Origin of the sequence: Comamonas sp. BIGb0152 (assembly GCF_024809975.1) — a bacterium.
GTDB lineage: Bacteria > Pseudomonadota > Gammaproteobacteria > Burkholderiales > Burkholderiaceae_C > Comamonas.
In genome coordinates, this window is the sequence record NZ_JANUDY010000001.1 from 493918 (window position 1) to 511926 (window position 18009).

General features: G+C 61.9%; 15 protein-coding genes. 5 read left to right on the plus strand and 10 right to left on the minus strand.

Going from position 1 to position 18009, the window contains the following annotated elements:
* Positions 1-21: 21 nt before the first annotated feature.
* The 9 genes from M2375_RS02235 to M2375_RS02275 all read right to left on the minus strand — a co-directional run bounded on the left by M2375_RS02235 (position 22) and on the right by M2375_RS02275 (position 11178).
* On the minus strand, positions 22-321 hold the full coding sequence (locus M2375_RS02235; RefSeq protein WP_259163657.1) for an FmdB family zinc ribbon protein: 300 nt from the start codon (positions 319-321) through the stop codon (positions 22-24).
* Positions 322-432: 111 nt separating this feature from the next.
* Entirely contained in the window at positions 433-1914 is a 1482-nt protein-coding gene (locus tag M2375_RS02240; protein WP_259163658.1) for a sodium:solute symporter family protein, read from the minus strand.
* A 39-nt stretch (positions 1915-1953) separates the two neighbouring features.
* Positions 1954-3525: a ubiquinone biosynthesis regulatory protein kinase UbiB gene (gene ubiB / locus M2375_RS02245; protein ID WP_259163659.1), complete on the minus strand. Its 1572-nt coding sequence runs from the start codon at positions 3523-3525 to the stop codon at positions 1954-1956.
* Positions 3522-4160, minus strand: a complete 639-nt coding sequence (locus M2375_RS02250) for a hypothetical protein (protein WP_259163660.1) — start codon at positions 4158-4160, stop codon at positions 3522-3524. The genes ubiB and M2375_RS02250 overlap by 4 nt, the downstream gene beginning before the upstream one ends.
* A 91-nt stretch (positions 4161-4251) precedes the next feature.
* On the minus strand, positions 4252-5244 hold the full coding sequence (locus M2375_RS02255) for a Tim44 domain-containing protein (RefSeq protein WP_259163661.1): 993 nt from the start codon (positions 5242-5244) through the stop codon (positions 4252-4254).
* A 147-nt stretch (positions 5245-5391) separates the two neighbouring features.
* Positions 5392-6123, minus strand: coding sequence for a bifunctional demethylmenaquinone methyltransferase/2-methoxy-6-polyprenyl-1,4-benzoquinol methylase UbiE (ubiE, locus tag M2375_RS02260; protein ID WP_182325389.1), 732 nt, complete (start codon positions 6121-6123; stop codon positions 5392-5394).
* A 165-nt stretch (positions 6124-6288) separates the two neighbouring features.
* Positions 6289-6705, minus strand: coding sequence for a DUF971 domain-containing protein (locus tag M2375_RS02265; protein WP_259163663.1), 417 nt, complete (start codon positions 6703-6705; stop codon positions 6289-6291).
* Between the two features lie 103 nt (positions 6706-6808).
* Positions 6809-7270, minus strand: coding sequence for an HIT family protein (locus M2375_RS02270; protein WP_259163664.1), 462 nt, complete (start codon positions 7268-7270; stop codon positions 6809-6811).
* Positions 7267-11178, minus strand: coding sequence for an FAD/FMN-binding oxidoreductase (locus M2375_RS02275; RefSeq protein WP_259163665.1), 3912 nt, complete (start codon positions 11176-11178; stop codon positions 7267-7269). Before M2375_RS02275 ends, M2375_RS02270 begins: the two co-directional genes overlap by 4 nt.
* 596 nt (positions 11179-11774) lie before the next feature.
* Between M2375_RS02275 and ugpB the strand changes: the two genes are divergently transcribed.
* The 5 genes from ugpB (at position 11775) to ugpQ (ending at position 16896) form a co-directional block, all read left to right on the plus strand.
* On the plus strand, positions 11775-13091 hold the full coding sequence (gene ugpB, locus M2375_RS02280) for a sn-glycerol-3-phosphate ABC transporter substrate-binding protein UgpB (RefSeq protein WP_259163666.1): 1317 nt from the start codon (positions 11775-11777) through the stop codon (positions 13089-13091).
* Between the two features lie 113 nt (positions 13092-13204).
* Complete coding sequence (gene ugpA / locus M2375_RS02285; RefSeq protein ID WP_259163667.1) at positions 13205-14086, plus strand: sn-glycerol-3-phosphate ABC transporter permease UgpA; 882 nt, start codon at positions 13205-13207, stop codon at positions 14084-14086.
* A 2-nt stretch (positions 14087-14088) separates the two neighbouring features.
* A complete protein-coding gene (gene ugpE, locus M2375_RS02290) occupies positions 14089-14937 on the plus strand; it encodes a sn-glycerol-3-phosphate ABC transporter permease UgpE (protein ID WP_259163668.1) in 849 nt (282 codons plus the stop codon).
* 54 nt (positions 14938-14991) lie between these two features.
* A complete protein-coding gene (locus M2375_RS02295; protein WP_259163669.1) occupies positions 14992-15999 on the plus strand; it encodes a sn-glycerol-3-phosphate import ATP-binding protein UgpC in 1008 nt (335 codons plus the stop codon).
* A gap of 123 nt (positions 16000-16122) precedes the next feature.
* Positions 16123-16896 carry a glycerophosphodiester phosphodiesterase gene (gene ugpQ, locus M2375_RS02300; RefSeq protein ID WP_259163670.1) on the plus strand — a complete coding sequence of 258 codons (774 nt, stop codon included), beginning with the start codon at positions 16123-16125 and terminating at the stop codon, positions 16894-16896.
* An 82-nt stretch (positions 16897-16978) separates the two neighbouring features.
* Here the strand turns inward: ugpQ and M2375_RS02305 are convergent, their stop codons facing one another.
* Entirely contained in the window at positions 16979-17953 is a 975-nt protein-coding gene (locus M2375_RS02305; protein WP_259163672.1) for a tripartite tricarboxylate transporter substrate binding protein, read from the minus strand.
* Positions 17954-18009 lie beyond the last annotated feature (56 nt).

An 18009-nucleotide genomic window follows, 5' to 3' on the forward strand; every position in this document is an offset into this window, starting at 1 on the left:
CCGCTCTCAGACCCGGGCCGCTCAGGCCGCCGTGCCGCTGCTGGCAGCAGCCGGTGCGGGGGCAGGGGCGGCGGCCTCAGTGGCGGGCGCACTGCTGCCCGACGTGCTGCTTGCGGCGGGTGCGGAACTGGAAGCCGATTTGCCACTGAAATCGGTGGCATACCAGCCGGTGCCCTTGAGCTGAAAACCCGGGGCCGTCAGCTGCTTGGAAAAGCCTGCTTGCTTGCACTCCGGGCAGTCCGTCAACGGCGCATCCGATATTTTTTGCAAGACATCTTTGGCATAGCCGCAGGCACTGCATTTGTAGGCGTAAATAGGCATCGCGCTTGGTGAAAACGAAGGGAAACTCTTGATTATAGGCGGGTTGGAAAACCGATCCGGGCCACGGGCTAAGGCACAGCGCCCCTCAAGGCGCTGGCGCTGGCGCTGGCCTCAGCGGCCGGCCACGACAGCGCCGCCGGACTCCGGCACCGCATCGGGGCCAAAAGCCAGCACATCCGTCTTCTGGTTGCGAATGGCCTGCGGCAGCAGCGAGCCGACCACCATGCCGCTGAAAGCGGCCAGCACACCCGCCAGTTGTGCCGGGAAGGCGGCACCCCAGGCCATGTTCAAGCCCGCCAGCCAGACACCAATGCCCAGGAACACCGCCAGCAGCGCCCCTTGGGTGGTGGCGCGCTTCCAGTACAGGCCCATCACCAGCGGCACAAAGGCGCCCACCAGCGGCACCTGGTAGGCACCGGAGACCAGTTCATAGATAGGCGTGCCCTGCATGCGGATCGAATAGGCCAGCACACAGGCGCTGAACACCAGCACGCTGATACGCATGGTCTTGAGGTTTTCGCGGTCGCTCACCTTGGGGCGGAACTGGCGCCAGATGTTCTCGGTGAAGGTGACGCTGGGGGCCAGCAAGGTGGCCGATGCGCAGGACTTGATGGCAGACAGCAGCGCGCCAAAGAACAGCACCTGCATGACAAAGGGCATCTTCTCCATCACCAAGGTGGGCAGCACTTTTTGCGGATCGTCCTTGAGCAGGCTGGCCGTGGCCTCGGGCATGATGATCAGTGCGCTGGCCACCAGGAACATCGGCACAAAGGCAAACAGAATATAGGCCGAGCCGCCGATCACCGTGCCGCGCACGGCCGATTTTTCGGTGTTGGCCGACATCACGCGCTGAAACACGTCCTGCTGCGGGATCGAGCCCAGCATCATCGTGATGGCAGCCGCAAAGAAGAAGACCATGTCATGCCAGCTCGGCTCGGGCCAGAACTGGAACAGATCACGGCTGGTAGCCAGATCGATCACCTTGCCTGCGCCGCCGGCCATGTCCGCCGCAAAGAAGGCCAGCACCAAAAGGCCCACCACCAGGATGATCATCTGCACAAAGTCGGTGACTGCCACCGACCACATGCCGCCAAACAAGGTGTAGGCCAGGATGGACACCACACCGATCACCATGCCCATGGGAATGCTGACCACACCACCCGAAAGCAGGTTGAAGACCAGGCCCAGCGCCGTGACCTGGGCGGACACCCAGCCCAGGTAGCTGAGCATGATGATCAGCGAGCAGATGATCTCCACCGCGCTGCCATAGCGCTTGCGGTAGTAGTCGCTGATGGTCAGCAGGTTCATGCGGTAGAGCTTGGCCGCAAAGAACAGGCCCACCAGGATCAGACACATGCCGGCACCAAACGGGTCCTCGACCACATTGCGCAGGCCGCCTTCGATGAACTTGGCCGGCACGCCCAGCACGATCTCTGAACCAAACCAGGTGGCGAACGTGGTGGTAATGATCATGAACAAGGGCAGATTGCGGCCGGCAACGGCGAAGTCAGCCGTGTTCTTCACCCGCTTGGCGGCCCAAAGACCTACGCCAATGGTTACAAATAGGTAGGCAATCACCATGTAGAGCAGCACGTTGTCACTCCTGCAAAGCGTGGGCTTAAGGGTTAAGAATTAAAAAATGCGGACGCGAATGAGGAGCTGCAATACCACCAGCCCCAGCACAAAGCCAATGCCACCGCAAATGATGATCTGCAGCAGCTTGTTCGTCAATTTCTGCTGCACCAGCAGCTCTTTGAGCATCTGGTCGTTGTCAGCACCGTTGCCATTGCGCGCCAGGTACTGGTGCACCAGGCGCGGCATATCGGGCAGCAGCTTGGCGTAACGCGGTGCCTGGGATTTGAGCTCGCGCCACAGGCGCTGGGGGCCCATCTGGTCGAGCATCCACTTTTCCAGGAACGGCTTGGCCGTGCTCCAGAGGTCCAGGTCGGGGTCGAGCTGGCGGCCCAGGCCTTCGATGTTGAGCAAGGTTTTTTGCAGCAGCACCAGCTGGGGCTGGATCTCGACCTGAAAGCGGCGCGAGGTCTGGAACAGGCGCATCAGCACCATGCCCAGCGAAATTTCCTTGAGCGGGCGGTCAAAGTATGGCTCGCAGACCGCGCGGATCGCTGCTTCGAGCTCATCGACACGGGTGTCGGCAGGCACCCAGCCGCTTTCGATATGCAGCTCAGCCACACGCTTGTAATCGCGGCGGAAGAAGGCGGTGAAGTTCTGCGCCAGGTACTCTTTGTCGAACTCGGTCAGGGTGCCAACAATGCCGAAATCCAGCGAGATGTAGCGGCCAAAGCTCTCGGGCTCCAGGCTCACCTGGATATTGCCCGGGTGCATATCCGCATGGAAAAAACCATCGCGGAACACCTGGGTGAAGAAGATGGTCACGCCATCGCGGGCCAGCTTGGGGATATCGACACCGGCGGCACGCAGGGTCTCAACCTGGTTGATGGGCACGCCATTCATGCGCTCCATCACCATCACCTCCTGGTGACAGAAATCCCAGAATACTTCCGGGATCAGCACCAGGTCCAGCCCTTCCATGTTGCGGCGCAGCTGGGCCGCGTTCGATGCCTCGCGCATCAGGTCCAGCTCGTCGTGCAGGTAGGTGTCGAACTCCGCCACCACCTGGCGCGGCTTGAGGCGCTTGCCATCGGCCGAGAAGCGCTCGACCAGCTCGGCCATGGTGCGCATCAGCGCCAGGTCGCTGTCGATCACCGGCAGCATGCCCGGGCGCAGCACCTTGACCGCCACATCGCGCAAGGTGCCTTCACGGGTGCGGATGGTGGCAAAGTGCACCTGGGCTATCGAGGCGCTGGCAATCGGCTTCTCATCAAAGCTGACGAAGATCTCGGCCAGGGGTTTGCGAAACGCCCGCTCAATGGTCTGCACCGCGATGCGAGGATCAAACGAAGGAACGCGGTCCTGCAGCAGGGACAGCTCTTCGGCAATATCGGGCGGCAGCAAATCGCGCCGGGTCGACAGAACCTGGCCAAATTTGACAAAGATGGGGCCCAGCTGCTCCAGTGCCTCGCGCAGGCGCTGGCCGCGTGGCTCCGTCCAGTTGCGCCCCAGGCGCAACACCCGCGTGATGCCTTTGAGCCAGGGATGGTTGAAGCTCGACAACACCATGTCGTGCAAGCCATAGCGCCAGACCACCCACAAGATGGTGAAGCCTCGGAGGAAACGCGTCATGTCGGTTTGCGCTCGCTGGCCGTGTCACTGTCCGCACCATAACCGGGCGGCGTCGGCGGGGCTGGCGGCTGGGTCTGCTGGCCAAAACCGCCGGCGCCAAAGCGGTCTGCGGTGCGCACGCCCATGCTGACAAACTGGCGCAGCGCGGCTGCCACACGCTGGCCCATTTGGGCCAGCCAATGCGCCGGGGTATCGCCCACTACGCGGGCCAGGTCTTCTTCCACATCCCAGCGCACATGGTCCACCAGCCACTGGATCTCGGCGGCAAACTGCACATCGCCATCGATACGGATGGCGGGCTTCTCGCCCTGGATGACGCCCCGCGCCAGCGCCAGCGGCGAGTCATCCACCACCTGCACCCGCAGATCCGGGGTTTCTTGCGTTCCCGCCAGGTCCAGCAGGCCGGCGGGCGTGATCTTGAGGGCCAGCACAATGCTGCGCCACTGCACCTGCACCACGCGCCCGCTTTGGCGCACCAGGCGCTCCATCGCGACCTCTTCCTGCATCAGCACGTGGTTCAGAAACAGCACCACGCGGTGCTGCACCTCCGACACCAGCCACTGCGGTGGTTGGGCCGACTCCAGAATGCGTGCAAAAATGCCGCCCGGAAAAGAAAAAGGGGACTGTGTTGCCATAGTCCCCAATTATTCCCCAAGTCCGCCGCCTGTCGTAAGCATTAACAGGCAAAGCGCTGGAGTTTTACGGTTTGCTTACTGCAAAGCTTGATTACTGCAGCGCTTGCAACCCTGATACCAACCAGCCGCTGGTACCGTCCTTGGGCTTGGACATGTTCCAGACTTCGCGGAAGGGGCTGGGACCTGCATGCGCTTCTTCGCGGATCATGCCGGAGAACTCGACGCTGGCCATGTAGGCATGGCCCAGATCCTCGATACCCAGCAACTGGGCTTCGAGCATGACCACATCGGTCTGGTTGGGCTGCACGCCTTCACGGTGCTGCTCGCGGTCCTGCAGCTGGCCCTTGACTTCGCTGAGCATGTCGTCGGTCATCATCGAGCGCAAGGTGTTGATGTCCGAGCGGTCCCAGGCGGACTGCAGGGTCACGAAGTTGCGCTTGGCCGCTTCCAGGAAGCCGTTGGCATCAAAGCCTTCTGGCACACCCCAGTTTTGCGCACCCGCCAGGCCAGCACCAATCATGCTGCCACCCGCAGCTGCTGCCACCGGTGCTGCACCTTGCTCCCAGGGGCGGGCCGAGGCGTCGTTGCCGACTTTCTCAGGGTTGTACTGGGGCGCAACAGGGGCCGATACCGGCGCTTGCGGCGCTGCATTGCCAGCGCCTTGGAAGGCGAAGGGCGACTGCGCCGGTTGTTGCGTTGCAGCGCTTTTGCGGCGCATCACAAAGCCGACGATGGCCAGCACGGCCATGATGGCCAGGCCAATCAACAGCATGTTGGCAAAGGCCTCACCAAAGCCCAGCGAATGGGCCAGCCAGGCGAGGCCCAGGCCGGCAGCCAGGCCGCCCAGCATCGCGCCCCAAGGCTTCTTGGGTGCGGCAGGGGCCGCATTCGGGGTTGCGGGGCGCTGGGCTTGCGCAGGCGCCGTGGCATTGTTGCCAGGGGCTTGCGCAGGTGTTGCCTGGCGCTGGGTCACATTGCCGGACTGCTGGCCCATGGACTTGCCACCACCCATGCGCTTTGCATCGGCATCGACATGCGCAAATGCCAGCATTGCCACCAAGACCACTGACCACAGTTTTGTCATATTTGCTCCGTTTTGTTGGGGCCGGTACGCCTTTGCGCCGGCTATTACGTTCATGCCCACTTCTCAGCAACACCGGTCCGTTGTGTTGTATTGCGCTGGGCGCTGGGCAGGCGCCTGGCTTTGCAACCGGTTTTACATCTCACTTTTTCAACATTTGATCCCGACATGCAAGGCGGTAATGCCTGCTGTCATGTTGTGGTAGTCCACATGGCCAAAGCCTGCTTTTTGCATCATGGCCTTGAGCTCGGCCTGGCCAGGATGCATGCGAATCGATTCGGCCAGGTAGCGGTAGCTGTCGGCATCGCCCGCCACCATCTGGCCTATACGTGGTAGCACCTGGAAGGAATACAAGTCGTAGGCCTTCTCCAGCGGCTTGGCCACCTTGGAAAACTCCAGCACCAGCAGCTTGCCGCGCGGCTTGAGCACGCGGCACATTTCCTTGAGCGCCTGGTCCTTGTTGGTCATGTTGCGCAGGCCGAAGGCCACGCTCACCAGGTCAAAATGCTGGTCCGGGAAAGGCAGGGCCTCGGCATCACAGACGGTGGTGGGCAGGTTCAGGCCCTTGTCGATCAGGCGGTCACGGCCCACGCGCAGCATGGCTTCGTTGATATCGGTGTGCACCACCTGGCCGCTGGGGCCGACCTTTTTCGCAAAGGCCAGCGACAGATCACCGGTACCGCCCGCGATATCCAGCACCCGCTGTCCTTCCTTGAGGTTGGCGACCATGACGGTGTAATGCTTCCAGACCCGGTGCAGACCACCGGACATCAGGTCGTTCATCACGTCATATTTGCTCGCGACCGAGTCGAACACCCCGCGCACCTTGCGCGCCTTGTCCTGCTCGTCAACTGTCTCAAATCCAAAATGGGTGGTGCTCATAGTGTGAATGCTAGCAAGCTCTGCAGCGTCCTACTCCCATACCCCGGATTATTCGGGGGTATGCAGTTCAGGCGCTTGGACGCGCAAAGCCACATTTTACGGTCAGATAAAGCTACAAAATTCATAGCTTTAAATACAAACTATTTCCGGTCTCGGGCGCCCTGCTCAGTGCTGGTGACCGCAAGCGCTGCCACCCTTGGGCGCCATCGGCTGGTCGCGCTCCACACCGGCCGCCTGCAGGCGGTCCAGGTAATCCTGCCACAGCTCGGCCTGGCGGCTGCCCAGCTCGTACAGGTACTGCCAGCTGAAGAGGCCGCTCTCATGGCCGTCCGAGAAGATGGGCTTGATGGCGTAGTTGCCGACCGGCTCCACCGCCACGATGCCCACCTCGCGCTTGCCGGTCTGCAGCACTTCCTGGCCCGGGCCATGGCCTTGCACCTCAGCCGAGGGCGAGTAGACGCGCAGCAGCTCAAAAGGCAGGCGGAAGGTCGCGCCATCGGCGTATTGCACTTCCAGCACGCGGCTTGCGCCGTGCACGGTCAGCGCGGTGGGGGTGGGGGTCTCCCGGGTCAATCCAGCCATGTCAATCCTTTGCAAGCCAGGCGCAGCGACCCGAAGGCCCAAGCCTAGATGAACGCAGGGCGGGCCCTATGCGCCAGCGCCGTGCTATCAAAAACAATAGCAATTATGCCGTACACAAGCGTTCCAACGCTGTTTGCATGCGAGCCTCCGCTGCCGGCAGCTGCGCGGCCAGCGTTGCTTCCAGCCCGGCATCGCGTGGCCGCTGAGCAGCCGCCCAGACGGGCGCGGGAAAATGGCTGTCCTCGGCATAGCGGGCAATCACATGCCAGTGCAGATGGGGCACCATATTGCCCAAGGTCGCCAGGTTGATCTTGGCGGGCAGGGGCTGCATGCCGCGCAATGCCAGCTCGACGGCCATCACCGCATCCATGCACCACTGGCGCTCGGCCTCCGACAAATCAGACAGCTCGGCCATATGGGCACCCCAGACCACGCGGTAAAAGGCCGGGAAACCGGCCTCTTCCGCATGGATGACGCGCAGCAGTGCGCCGCCGCGTGCGCCCTGCCAAACCAGACGCCCGCCGTCCGTCTGGCACAGCGGGCAATCGGTACGGGGTTCCGTCATACCAGCACCCGCTCGATGCCGCCGTGGTTGGCGCGCTGCACATACTCGGGCATCCAGTTCTCGCCCAGAATCTCACGCGCCATCTCAACGACGATGTAGTCGGCTTCAAGCAGGCCGTTTTGCAGGTCATCCTGGTAGCGGTTAAGGCCTTGCAGGCAGCTGGGGCAGCTGGTGAGAATCTTGACGTTTTCCTTGGCCTCTACCTGGCCGGCATCACGCAGCTGGGCTTCGCCCTTGCGGATTTCCTCGGTCTTGCGGAAGCGAATCTGGGTCGAGATATCAGGCCGGGTGACGCCCAAGGTGCCCGATTCGCCGCAGCAGCGCTCGCTCTTCAACACGTTGTCGCCCACCAGCGCCTTCACGGTCTTCATCGGGTCCTGCTGCTTCATCGGCGTGTGGCAGGGGTCGTGGTAGAGGTAGGCGCCCTTGCCCTGCAAGGTGATGCCCTTCTCCAGCAGGTACTCATGGATGTCGATGATGCGGCAACCGGGGAAGATCTTGTCGAACTGGTAGCCCTGCAGCTGGTCGTAGCAAGTGCCGCAGCTCACCACCACGGTCTTGATGTCCAGGTAGTTCAAGGTGGTGGCCACGCGGTGGAACAGCACCCGGTTGTCGGTGATCATCTTCTCGGCCTTGTCGAACTGGCCCGAGCCGCGCTGTGGATAACCGCAGCACAGATAACCCGGCGGCAGCACCGTCTGCACACCGGCATGCCAAAGCATGGCCTGCGTGGCCAGGCCCACCTGGCTGAACAGGCGCTCCGAGCCGCAGCCGGGGAAGTAGAACACCGCCTCGGTCTCGGAGGTGGTGGTCTTGGGGTCCCGGATGATGGGCACGTAGTCCTTGTTCTCGATGTCGAGCAGCGCGCGCGCCGTCTGCTTGGGCAAGCCGCCGGGCAACTTCTTGTTGACGAAGTGGATCACCTGCTCCTTGAGCGGTGCGGTGCCTACGCTGGCGGGCGGATGCGCGGTCTGGCGCTTGCCAAAGCCCTTGAGCACGTCAACCGCCAGGCGCTGGGCCTTGAAGCCCACGCCCACCATGGTTTTGCGCAGCAGCTTGATGGTGTCCGGGTTGGTGGCATTGAGCATGGCCATGGCCACCTTGTTGCCCGGACGGAAGCTCTTCTTGCCCATCTGGCGCAGCAGGTTGCGCATGTGCATGGTCACATCGCCAAAGTCAATCTTGACCGGGCATGGCGTGGCGCATTTGTGGCAGACCGTGCAGTGGTCGGCCACGTCTTCAAACTCCTGCCAGTGGCGGATGGACACGCCCCGGCGGGTTTGCTCTTCGTAGAGGAAGGCCTCGACCAGCAGCGAGGTCGCCAAAATCTTGTTGCGCGGGCTGTAGAGCAGGTTGGCGCGTGGCACATGGGTGGCGCAGACCGGCTTGCACTTGCCGCAACGCAGGCAGTCCTTGACGGAATCGGCAATCGCGCCGATATGGCTTTGCTGCATGATCAGCGACTCATGGCCCATCAGGCCAAAGGATGGCGTGTAGGCATTGGTCAGGTCGGCATACATCAGCGACTTGCGCGATTTGTCGCCCTCGTAGGTCTGCTCCAGCAGCAGGCGGCGTTCTTCGGGGCGCAGCAGCTTGCCCTTGTTGAAGTGGCCATGCGGATCGATGCGGGCCTTGTACTCGGCAAAGGGCCGCAGCTCGTCGTCGCTCAAAAACTCCAGCTTGGTGATGCCGATACCGTGCTCGCCCGAGATCACGCCATCGAGGCTGCGCGCCAGCGCCATGATGCGGGCCACGGCGGCATGCGCCGTGGTCAGCATTTCGTAGTCATCGCTGTTGACCGGCAGGTTGGTGTGCACATTGCCGTCGCCGGCATGCATGTGCAGGGCGACAAACACCCGGCCCTTGAGCACGCGCTGGTGGATGGCCACCACCTCGTCCATGATCGGCTGGTAGGCGGAACCAGCAAAAATCGCGGCCAGGGGCGCACGCAGATCGCTCTTCCAGCTGGCGCGCAGGCTGTGGTCCTGCAGCTCACGGAACTGCGCGTCCACGCCATCGAGCCAGCCTTGCCAGCGCTTGCGCACCTCGGTCAGCAGCACCAGCGCTTGCGCCACGCGGTCTTCCAGCAGCTCGGCAGACGGAATGTCGTTGGCATCGTCCTGCTTGCCCAGTGGCAGCTGGCCCTTGGCAAAAAAGGCATGCAGCGCATCGCAGAGCTTGATCTTGTTGTGCAGCGACAGCTCGATGTTGATGCGCTCGATGCCGTCGGTGTATTCGGCCATGCGCGGCAGCGGGATGACCACGTCTTCATTGATCTTGAAGGCATTGGTGTGGCGGCTGATGGCCGCCGTGCGCTTGCGGTCCAGCCAGAATTTCTTGCGCGCCTCGGGGCTGATGGCAATAAAGCCTTCGCCGCTGCGCGAGTTGGCAATACGCACCACTTCGCTAGTCACGCGGGCCACTTCATCGGGGTTGTCGCCGACGATGTCGCCAAACAGCACCATCTTGGGCAGGCCGCCATGCTTTTTGCTCTTGGTGGCATAGCCCACCGCCTTCAGGTAGCGGTCATCCAGGTGCTCCAGCCCGGCCAGCAACACGCCGCAGCGCTTTTGCTCGGCAAACATGTAGTCCTTGATCTCGACGATCGAGGGCACGGCATCCTTGGCATTGCCAAAAAACTCCAGGCAGACGGTACGCACATGCGAGGGCATGCGGTGCACCACCCAGCGGGCGCTGGTGATCAGGCCATCGCAGCCCTCTTTCTGAATGCCCGGCAGGCCCGAGAGGAACTTGTCCGTCACATCCTTGCCCAGGCCTTCCTTGCGGAACTTGTAGCCGGGGATGTCCAGGCGCTCGGTGCGCACCAGGGTCTTGCCGTCGGCCTGCAGGTACTTCAGCTCAAAGCTGGCCATCTCGGCGTCGTGGATCTTGCCCAGGTTGTGGTCCAGGCGGGTGACTTCCAGCCACTGCGCATCGGGCGTCACCATGCGCCAGCTGGCCAGGTTGTCCAGCGCCGTGCCCCAGAGCACGGCCTTTTTACCACCCGCATTCATGGCGATATTGCCGCCAATGCAGGAGGCCTCGATCGAGGTGGGATCCACCGCAAACACAAAACCACCGCGCTCGGCCGCATCGGCCACGCGCTGGGTCACCACACCGGCCTGCGACCAGACGGTGGGCACCAAATGGTCGATGCCGGGCAAAGAGACCATCTCCACCTCGGACATCTTCTCCAGCTTTTCGGTATTGATGACCGCGCTGCGCCAGCTCAGCGGAATCGCGCCACCGGTGTAGCCGGTGCCACCGCCGCGCGGCACGATGGTCAGGCCCAGGCCGATACAGGCCTTGACCAGCACGGCCATTTCCTCTTCGGTATCCGGGGTCAGCACCACAAACGGGTACTCCACCCGCCAGTCGGTCGCATCGGTCACATGGCTCACGCGCGAGAGGCCGTCAAACTTGACGTTGTCCTTGGCGGTCAGCGGCTTGAAGGTGCGCAGCACCTTGCGGCGCAGCTCGGTGGCTTCCTGCAAAGTGGTGTCGAACTCAGAAACCGCCACCTGCGCGGCCGCAATCAGCTGCCCCACCAGCGCATCACGCGCTGGGTCTTCGGCCGGTGCACGGCGCTTTTGCACTTCGCCCAGGCGGTGCTGCAGTGCTTCGACCAGCTGCTTGCGCCGGCCCGGGTTGTGCAAGAGGTCGTCTTGCAGGTAGGGATTGCGCTGCACCACCCAGATATCGCCCATCACCTCGTACAGCATGCGGGCCGAGCGCCCGGTCTTGCGCTCCTGGCGCAGCTGGTCAAGCAGATCCCAGGCTTGCACACCCAGCAAACGGATGACGATTTCGCGGTCGGAGAACGAGGTGTAGTTGTAGGGAATCTCGCGGAGACGGGCGGGCCCGTCAACCCGGGCTTGCAAGCTGGTCAGCGCAATCGGTGCGTTCATGTGTGGGACCTGTGTGGGAGCGGGCGCTCCCTTTTATGGGTGAGGGTCCTCTGCAAAACGGCCTGTCCTGGTCTGGATGCGGTCTCGGGCGATCCGCGTCCATCCCGGGGGCAAGGGCTCTGCAGAGCATCCTTCGCTGTGGGGCCACCGATTTTATGACACAGGGCTTGCACGCATGGCTGCACCCGCGCAAACATGGTACGCCGCAGTCTGGCATTGCCGCTGCCACCCGAGGCGGCTGCGGTGACCGCCAGCGCTACCGCGTTGCTGCGCGAGGATTTTTTCTAATTTTTTCTTATTTGATCGAATTTGAGCATTTCAAGCACACAGCCTGCGTCTACCACAACTGTTTGACAGCTTGGTGTGACAACCCCAGGAACCGCCAGCCCCTAAACCCCTAAGGTTACATTTTTCTCTCGATTCCCAATGGTGGCTGCACTACAATCGTAACGCCTTGTATTTGTTGATGCGGTGCAGGCAGGCACTGGCAATCCCCAGTTGCTTAAAGCCCGCGGATATGCCACAACGTCACAGAACATTCACAAACGCCACATACGATTCGTTTTTGAGCGTTTTATAAACCCCTAGGAGCATTCATGCACTTCAAGCGTTTGGTCATCGCTGCCGGTATTGCAGCCACTACCAGCCTGTCCGCCCATGCCGTCACCGAGATCCAATGGTGGCACTCCATGACCGCCGTGAACAACGAATGGGTCAATGACCTGGCCAAGGAGTTCAACGACAGCCAAAAGGAATACAAGGTTGTGCCCACCTTCAAGGGTGTGTACGACGAGTCGATGACCGCAGCGATCGCGGCCTTCCGCTCGGGCAATGCGCCGCACATTCTGCAAGTGTTTGAAGTGGGCACCGCCACGATGATGGCCTCCAAGGGCGCCACCGTGCCCGTTGGCAAGGTGATGTCGGATGCTGGCGTCTCCTTTGACCCCAAGGCCTACATCCCTGCAGTGGCCGGCTACTACACGGCCCCCAACGGCCAGATGCTGAGCTTCCCGTTCAACAGCTCGACGACCATCTTCTATTACAACAAGGACGCCTTCAAGAAGGCAGGCCTGGACGCTGAAAAGGCGCCCACCACCTGGCCTGAAGTGTTTGCTGCTGCCAAGAAGCTCAAGGAAAGCGGCCACAGCTGCCCCATGACCTTGGCCTGGCAAGGCTGGACCCAGCTGGAATCCTTCTCCACCTGGCACAACGTCGAGTTCGCCACCGAACAAAACGGTTTGAGCGCCAACGGCTACAAGGCCCGCCTGAAGATCAACTCGCCCCTGCATGTCAAGCACATCGACAACCTGGCAGCCGCTGCCAAGGCTGGTGAGTTTGTCTACAAGGGCCGTGCATCCACCGCCCAGGCTTCGTTCACCGCCGGTGAATGCGCGATGATCCAGACCTCGTCCGGTTTCTACGGCGATGTGGCCAAGAACGCCAAGTTTGCCTATGCGCTGGCACCTCTGCCGTACTACCCTGATGTCAAGGGCGCACCACAGAACACCGTGATTGGTGGCGCATCGCTGTGGGTGATGTCGGGCAAGAAGTCCGAAGAGTACAAGGGCGTGGCCAAGTTCTTCGAATTCCTGTCGCAAACCAAGGTGCAGGCCGCATCGCACCAGCGCACCGGCTACCTGCCTGTGACCATGGCCGCGTATGACCTGACCGAGAAGTCCGGCTTCTACCAAAAGAACCCTGGCACCGACACCGCCGTGACGCAGATGATCCGCAAGGTCACTGACAACTCGCGTGGTATCCGTCTGGGCAACTATGTGCAGATCCGCACCATCGAGGACGAAGAACTCGAACAGGTCTGGGCTGGCAAGAAAAACGGCAAGGAAGCCCTGGATTCCATCGTGACGCGCGGCAACGAACTGCTGACCCGTTTCGAAAAGTCGTACAAGAAGTAACCCCCTTCTCGTGCCATGCGTCCACCCTGCTCCGGCAGGGCGGACGCAGAACATGAGCCACCCTCCGGATGCTGCCTTCAGCTCCGGCGGTTTTTTTGTTTTTAAGCTCCATCATGGAAAAACGCGTACTTTTCCGATCCAAATGGCTACCCTGGGCCTTGATTGCGCCACAGCTGCTGGTCATCGCCATCTTCTTTTTCTGGCCCGCTGGCCAGGCTGTGCTGCAGTCCTTCCAGATGGAAGACGCCTTTGGCATGAGCACCGAATGGGTGGGGCTGGAGAACTTCCGCAACCTGTTCGCCGATCCCACTTACCTGAACTCCTTCAAGCGCACCGCCATGTTCTCGGTGCTGGTCGCAGGCGCCGGCATTGCCATCTCGCTGGTGCTAGCCATTTTTGCCGACCGCATTGTGCGCTTTGCGATGGTCTACAAGACCTTGCTGATCGTGCCCTACGCGGTTGCACCGGTGATTGCCGGCGTGCTGTGGGTGTTTCTGTTCTCGCCCTCCATCGGCGTGGTCACCTACTACCTGGGCAAGCTGGGCTACAACTGGAACCACATGATGAATGACAACCAGGCCATGGCGCTGATTGTCATGGCCTCGGTGTGGAAGCAGATTTCCTATAACTTCCTGTTCTTCCTGGCGGGCCTGCAGTCCATCCCCAAGGCACTGATCGAGGCGGCTTCCATCGATGGTGCCAGCCCCTGGCGCCGGTTCTGGAACATCCAGCTGCCCCTGCTCTCGCCCACCACCTTCTTCCTGCTGGTGATCAACATCGTTTACGCGTTTTTCGACACCTTCGGCATCATCGATGCAGCAACGCAAGGCGGACCGGGCCAATCGACCTCCATCCTGGTCTACAAGGTCTACCAGGACGGCTTCAAGGCGCTGGATCTGGGCGGCTCTGCAGCCCAATCGGTGATTTTGATGATGATCGTTATTGTGCTGACCGTGGTTCAGTTCCGCTATGTTGAAAAGAAAGTGCAGTACTGATCATGGTTGACCGCAATCCCTGGCTCAATTTCCTCTCGCACGCCGTGCTGGTGCTCGGCGTGGCGATTGTGGCCTTCCCGCTGTACCTGGCCTTCATCGCATCGACCCACACCGCTGACGCGATTGTGCAGTCGCCCATGCCCTTGCTGCCGGGCGCCCATCTCTGGGAAAACTACCAGGCCGCACTGTTTGGCTCCGGCAAGCTGGGCTCCAACACCAATGTCATGCACATGATGTGGGTCAGCTTCTGGGTGGCGATGATCATCACCGTGGGCAAGATCGCCATCTCGCTGCTGTCGGCCTTTGCGATCGTCTACTTCCGCTTTCCCTTCAAGATGTTCTGCTTCTGGGCGATTTTCCTCACCCTGATGCTGCCCGTTGAAGTGCGGATTCTGCCCACCTACAAAGTGGTGGCAGAGTTGGGCCTGCTCAACAGCTACGCGGGTCTGACCCTGCCGCTGATTGCCTCGGCCACCGCCACCTTCTTGTTCCGCCAGTTCTTTTTGACGGTGCCCGATGAGTTGGTGGAAGCAGCGCGCATCGACGGCGCTGGTGCCATGCGCTTTTTCAAGGACATCCTGGTGCCGCTGTCGCGCACCTCGATTGCCGCGCTGTTTGTGATCCAGTTCATCTACGGCTGGAACCAGTACCTCTGGCCCCTGCTGATGACCACCTCGGAAGACATGTACCCCGTGGTGATCGGCATCAAGCGCATGCTCGCAGGCGGCGAAGCGGCCGTGGACTGGAATATCGTGATGGCGACTGCCATCCTCGCCATGCTGCCACCGACTTTGGTGGTCATGCTGATGCAAAAGTGGTTTGTCAAAGGTCTGGTGGATACCGAAAAGTAAGCCCACACCACCTTGCCCCTCCACCATCTTTGACCGATACAACGAAACCCTGTTATGGCTTCCATCTCTCTCAAGAACATTGTCAAACGCTACGGCACCGGCAAGTCTGCCGTTCCTGTTATCCACGGCGTCAATGCCGAAATCAAGGACGGTGAATTCGTCGTGCTGGTCGGCCCCTCGGGCTGCGGCAAATCGACCCTGCTGCGCATGATTGCCGGCCTGGAAGAAATCACCGGCGGCGACCTGCTGATTGGCGACAAGATCGTCAACAACCTCGAGCCCGCCAAGCGCAACATCGCCATGGTGTTCCAGAACTACGCGCTCTACCCGCACATGAGCAACTACGAGAACATGGCCTACGGCCTGAAGCTCGCCAAGGTGCCCGAGGACGAGATCAAGCGCCGCGTGGACAAGGCCGCCAAGATTCTGGAGCTGTCGCACCTGCTGGACCGCAAGCCGCGCCAGCTGTCGGGCGGCCAGCGCCAGCGCGTGGCCATGGGCCGCGCCATCGTGCGCCAGCCCCAGGTCTTTTTGTTTGACGAGCCGCTGTCCAACCTGGACGCCAAGCTGCGCGGCCAGACCCGCATCGAAATCCAAAAGCTGCACGCCGAGCTGGGCATCACCAGCCTGTTCGTGACCCACGACCAGGTCGAGGCCATGACCCTGGCTCAGCGCATGATCGTGATGAACGGCGGCAATGTCGAGCAGTTCGGCACGCCCGAAGAGGTCTACCACACGCCCGCCTCGACCTTTGTCGCTGGCTTTATCGGCTCGCCCCCGATGAACCTGCTGAAAAACGCCGCCAATGGCAAGGCCGGTCAGATTCTGGGCATCCGCCCCGAGCACATCGACCTGGTGGCCTCGGGCGGCTGGGAGTTCCAGGTGGAAACCGTGGAGCTGCTGGGTGCCGAGCGCCTGCTGTACGGCAAAGTCGGCGGCGAGCAAGTCACCGTGCGGGTGGAAGAAGGCACGCCCTTCCCCAAACCCGGTGAAGTGGCACGCATCAGCGCACGCGAAGACCGCCTGCACTGGTTCAATGCGGAAACCGGCAAACGCATCTGAGCGACGCAAGGCCAGGCGTTTTTGCGCACGACCTTGACCCCTCTTGTCCATGCCATAAGCTATTAAATCCAAGCGCCCAAGTGCTCCACTTGCGGCGCTTTTCTTTTTCTCATCGAGATTGATATGACGCTTTCTAGCAACTGGCCTTATCCACGCTGGGTGGCCCACCGAGGCGCGGGCAAACTGGCGCCCGAAAACACCATGAGCGCCTTCCGCCTGGGCGCCGCGCATGGCTACCGCATGTTTGAGTGCGATGCCAAGCTCAGCCGCGATGGCGTGCTGTTTCTGATGCACGATGCCGATCTGAAACGCACCACCAATGCTCAAGGCACCGGCAGCGACCTCCATATGGGCGAGCTGGCCCAGCTGGACGCTGGCAGCTGGCATTCCCGCGCCCATGCGGGCGAGAACCTGCCCACCTTGGAGGCCCTGGCCCGCTGGTGCCTGGCCAACCACCTCTTTCTCAATGTCGAGATCAAACCCACCCCCGGCCAGGAGCTGGAGACCGGCCGCGCCTGTGGCGCGCTGATGAACCGCATCTGGCCGCAGACCGTGGTGCCGCCGCTCTTTACCTCGTTCAAGGCCGATTCGCTGCGCGGCGCGCGCGAAGTGGCAGCGCATATCCCACGCGGCCTGCTGGTCGACAAGCTGGCCGATGCCAGCGGTGACGCCGAGTTGCAGCTGGCGCTGGCGCTGGGCTGCCAGGCGCTGGTGCTGAACCATGCGCTCTGGGATGCGGCCTTGGTGGCCAAGGTCCATGCTGCAGGCCTCTACTGCAGCAGCTACACGGTCAACGACGAATGGGCCGCACAGCGCCTGATTGACCTGGGCACCGACGGCATCATCACCGACCGGGTGGACCTGTTCAGTCCGGCGCAGGATGGCCCGCTGCTGTAAAGAACAGCGCCATCAGACGCTCAGTCTTGATCGCCCTACAAAAGCCCGGCCCTGCCGGGCTTTTTCCTTTGGGCGGCTTTTGTCAATCCATCTTGGTGCCCGAGGCCTTCACGGCTTCGGCCCAGCGCGGCATCTCGCCAGCGAGGAACTGGCTGAATGCCTCGGCACCGAGGAAGGCCGGGTCGGCGCCCTGCTCCACCATGCGCCCGCGCACATCAGGCAGCTGCATCACCTGGCCAAAGGCGGCGCTGAGCTGGTTCACCACCTCCTTGGGCGTGCCTGCAGGCGCGAGAAAGCCATAGAAGCCCACCACCTCAAAGCCCTTGAGCCCGCTTTCGATGGCAGTGGGCACCTCGGGCAGGGCGGGGTTGCGCTCCTTGCTGGTGACGGCCAGCGCACGCACCTTGCCCTGCTTGTGGTAAGCGGCAGCCTGCGGAATGCTCTCGGCCATGAACTGCACCTGGCCGCCCACCAGATCGGTGAAGGCCGGCGCGCTGCCCTTGTAGGGGATGTGTACGAGATCCAGCCCGGTGGCGCTTTTGAACATCTCGGGCACCAGGTGGCTGATACCGCCGTTGCCCGCCGAGCCAAAGTTGACCTTGCCCGGGTTGGCCTTGGCGTAGTTGATGAACTCCTGCAGGTTCTTGGCCGGCACCTTGTTGTTGACCAGCAGCGCCAAAGGCTGCATGGCAGTGCGCGCCACCGGGGTGAAATCCTTCAAGGTGCTATAGGGCAGCTTGGGGTAGAGCGCGGGGTTGATCACCATCACACCGGTGTTGGCCAGCATCAAGGTATAGCCATCGGCGGGCGCCTTCATGACATCCTGCGCCCCCACCGCACCACCGGCGCCGGGCTTGTAGTCGACGATGATGGGCTGGCCCAGCACGCCCTGGAGTTTGTCGGTCAGCAGCCGGGCATGCTGGTCCAGCGGGCCGCCTGCGGGAAAGCCGATCACCACCCGCACCGGTTTGGACGGAAAGGGCTGCTGCGCTTGGGCAACGGCGCAGAGTGCCAGCCCAGCCAGGGTGGCAAGGCAGGCGCGTGCAATGGTCTTCATGGGTGTCTCCTTGGGCTTGTTATCGGTAGAGAGGCCAGCAGCACCAACGCTGCCTG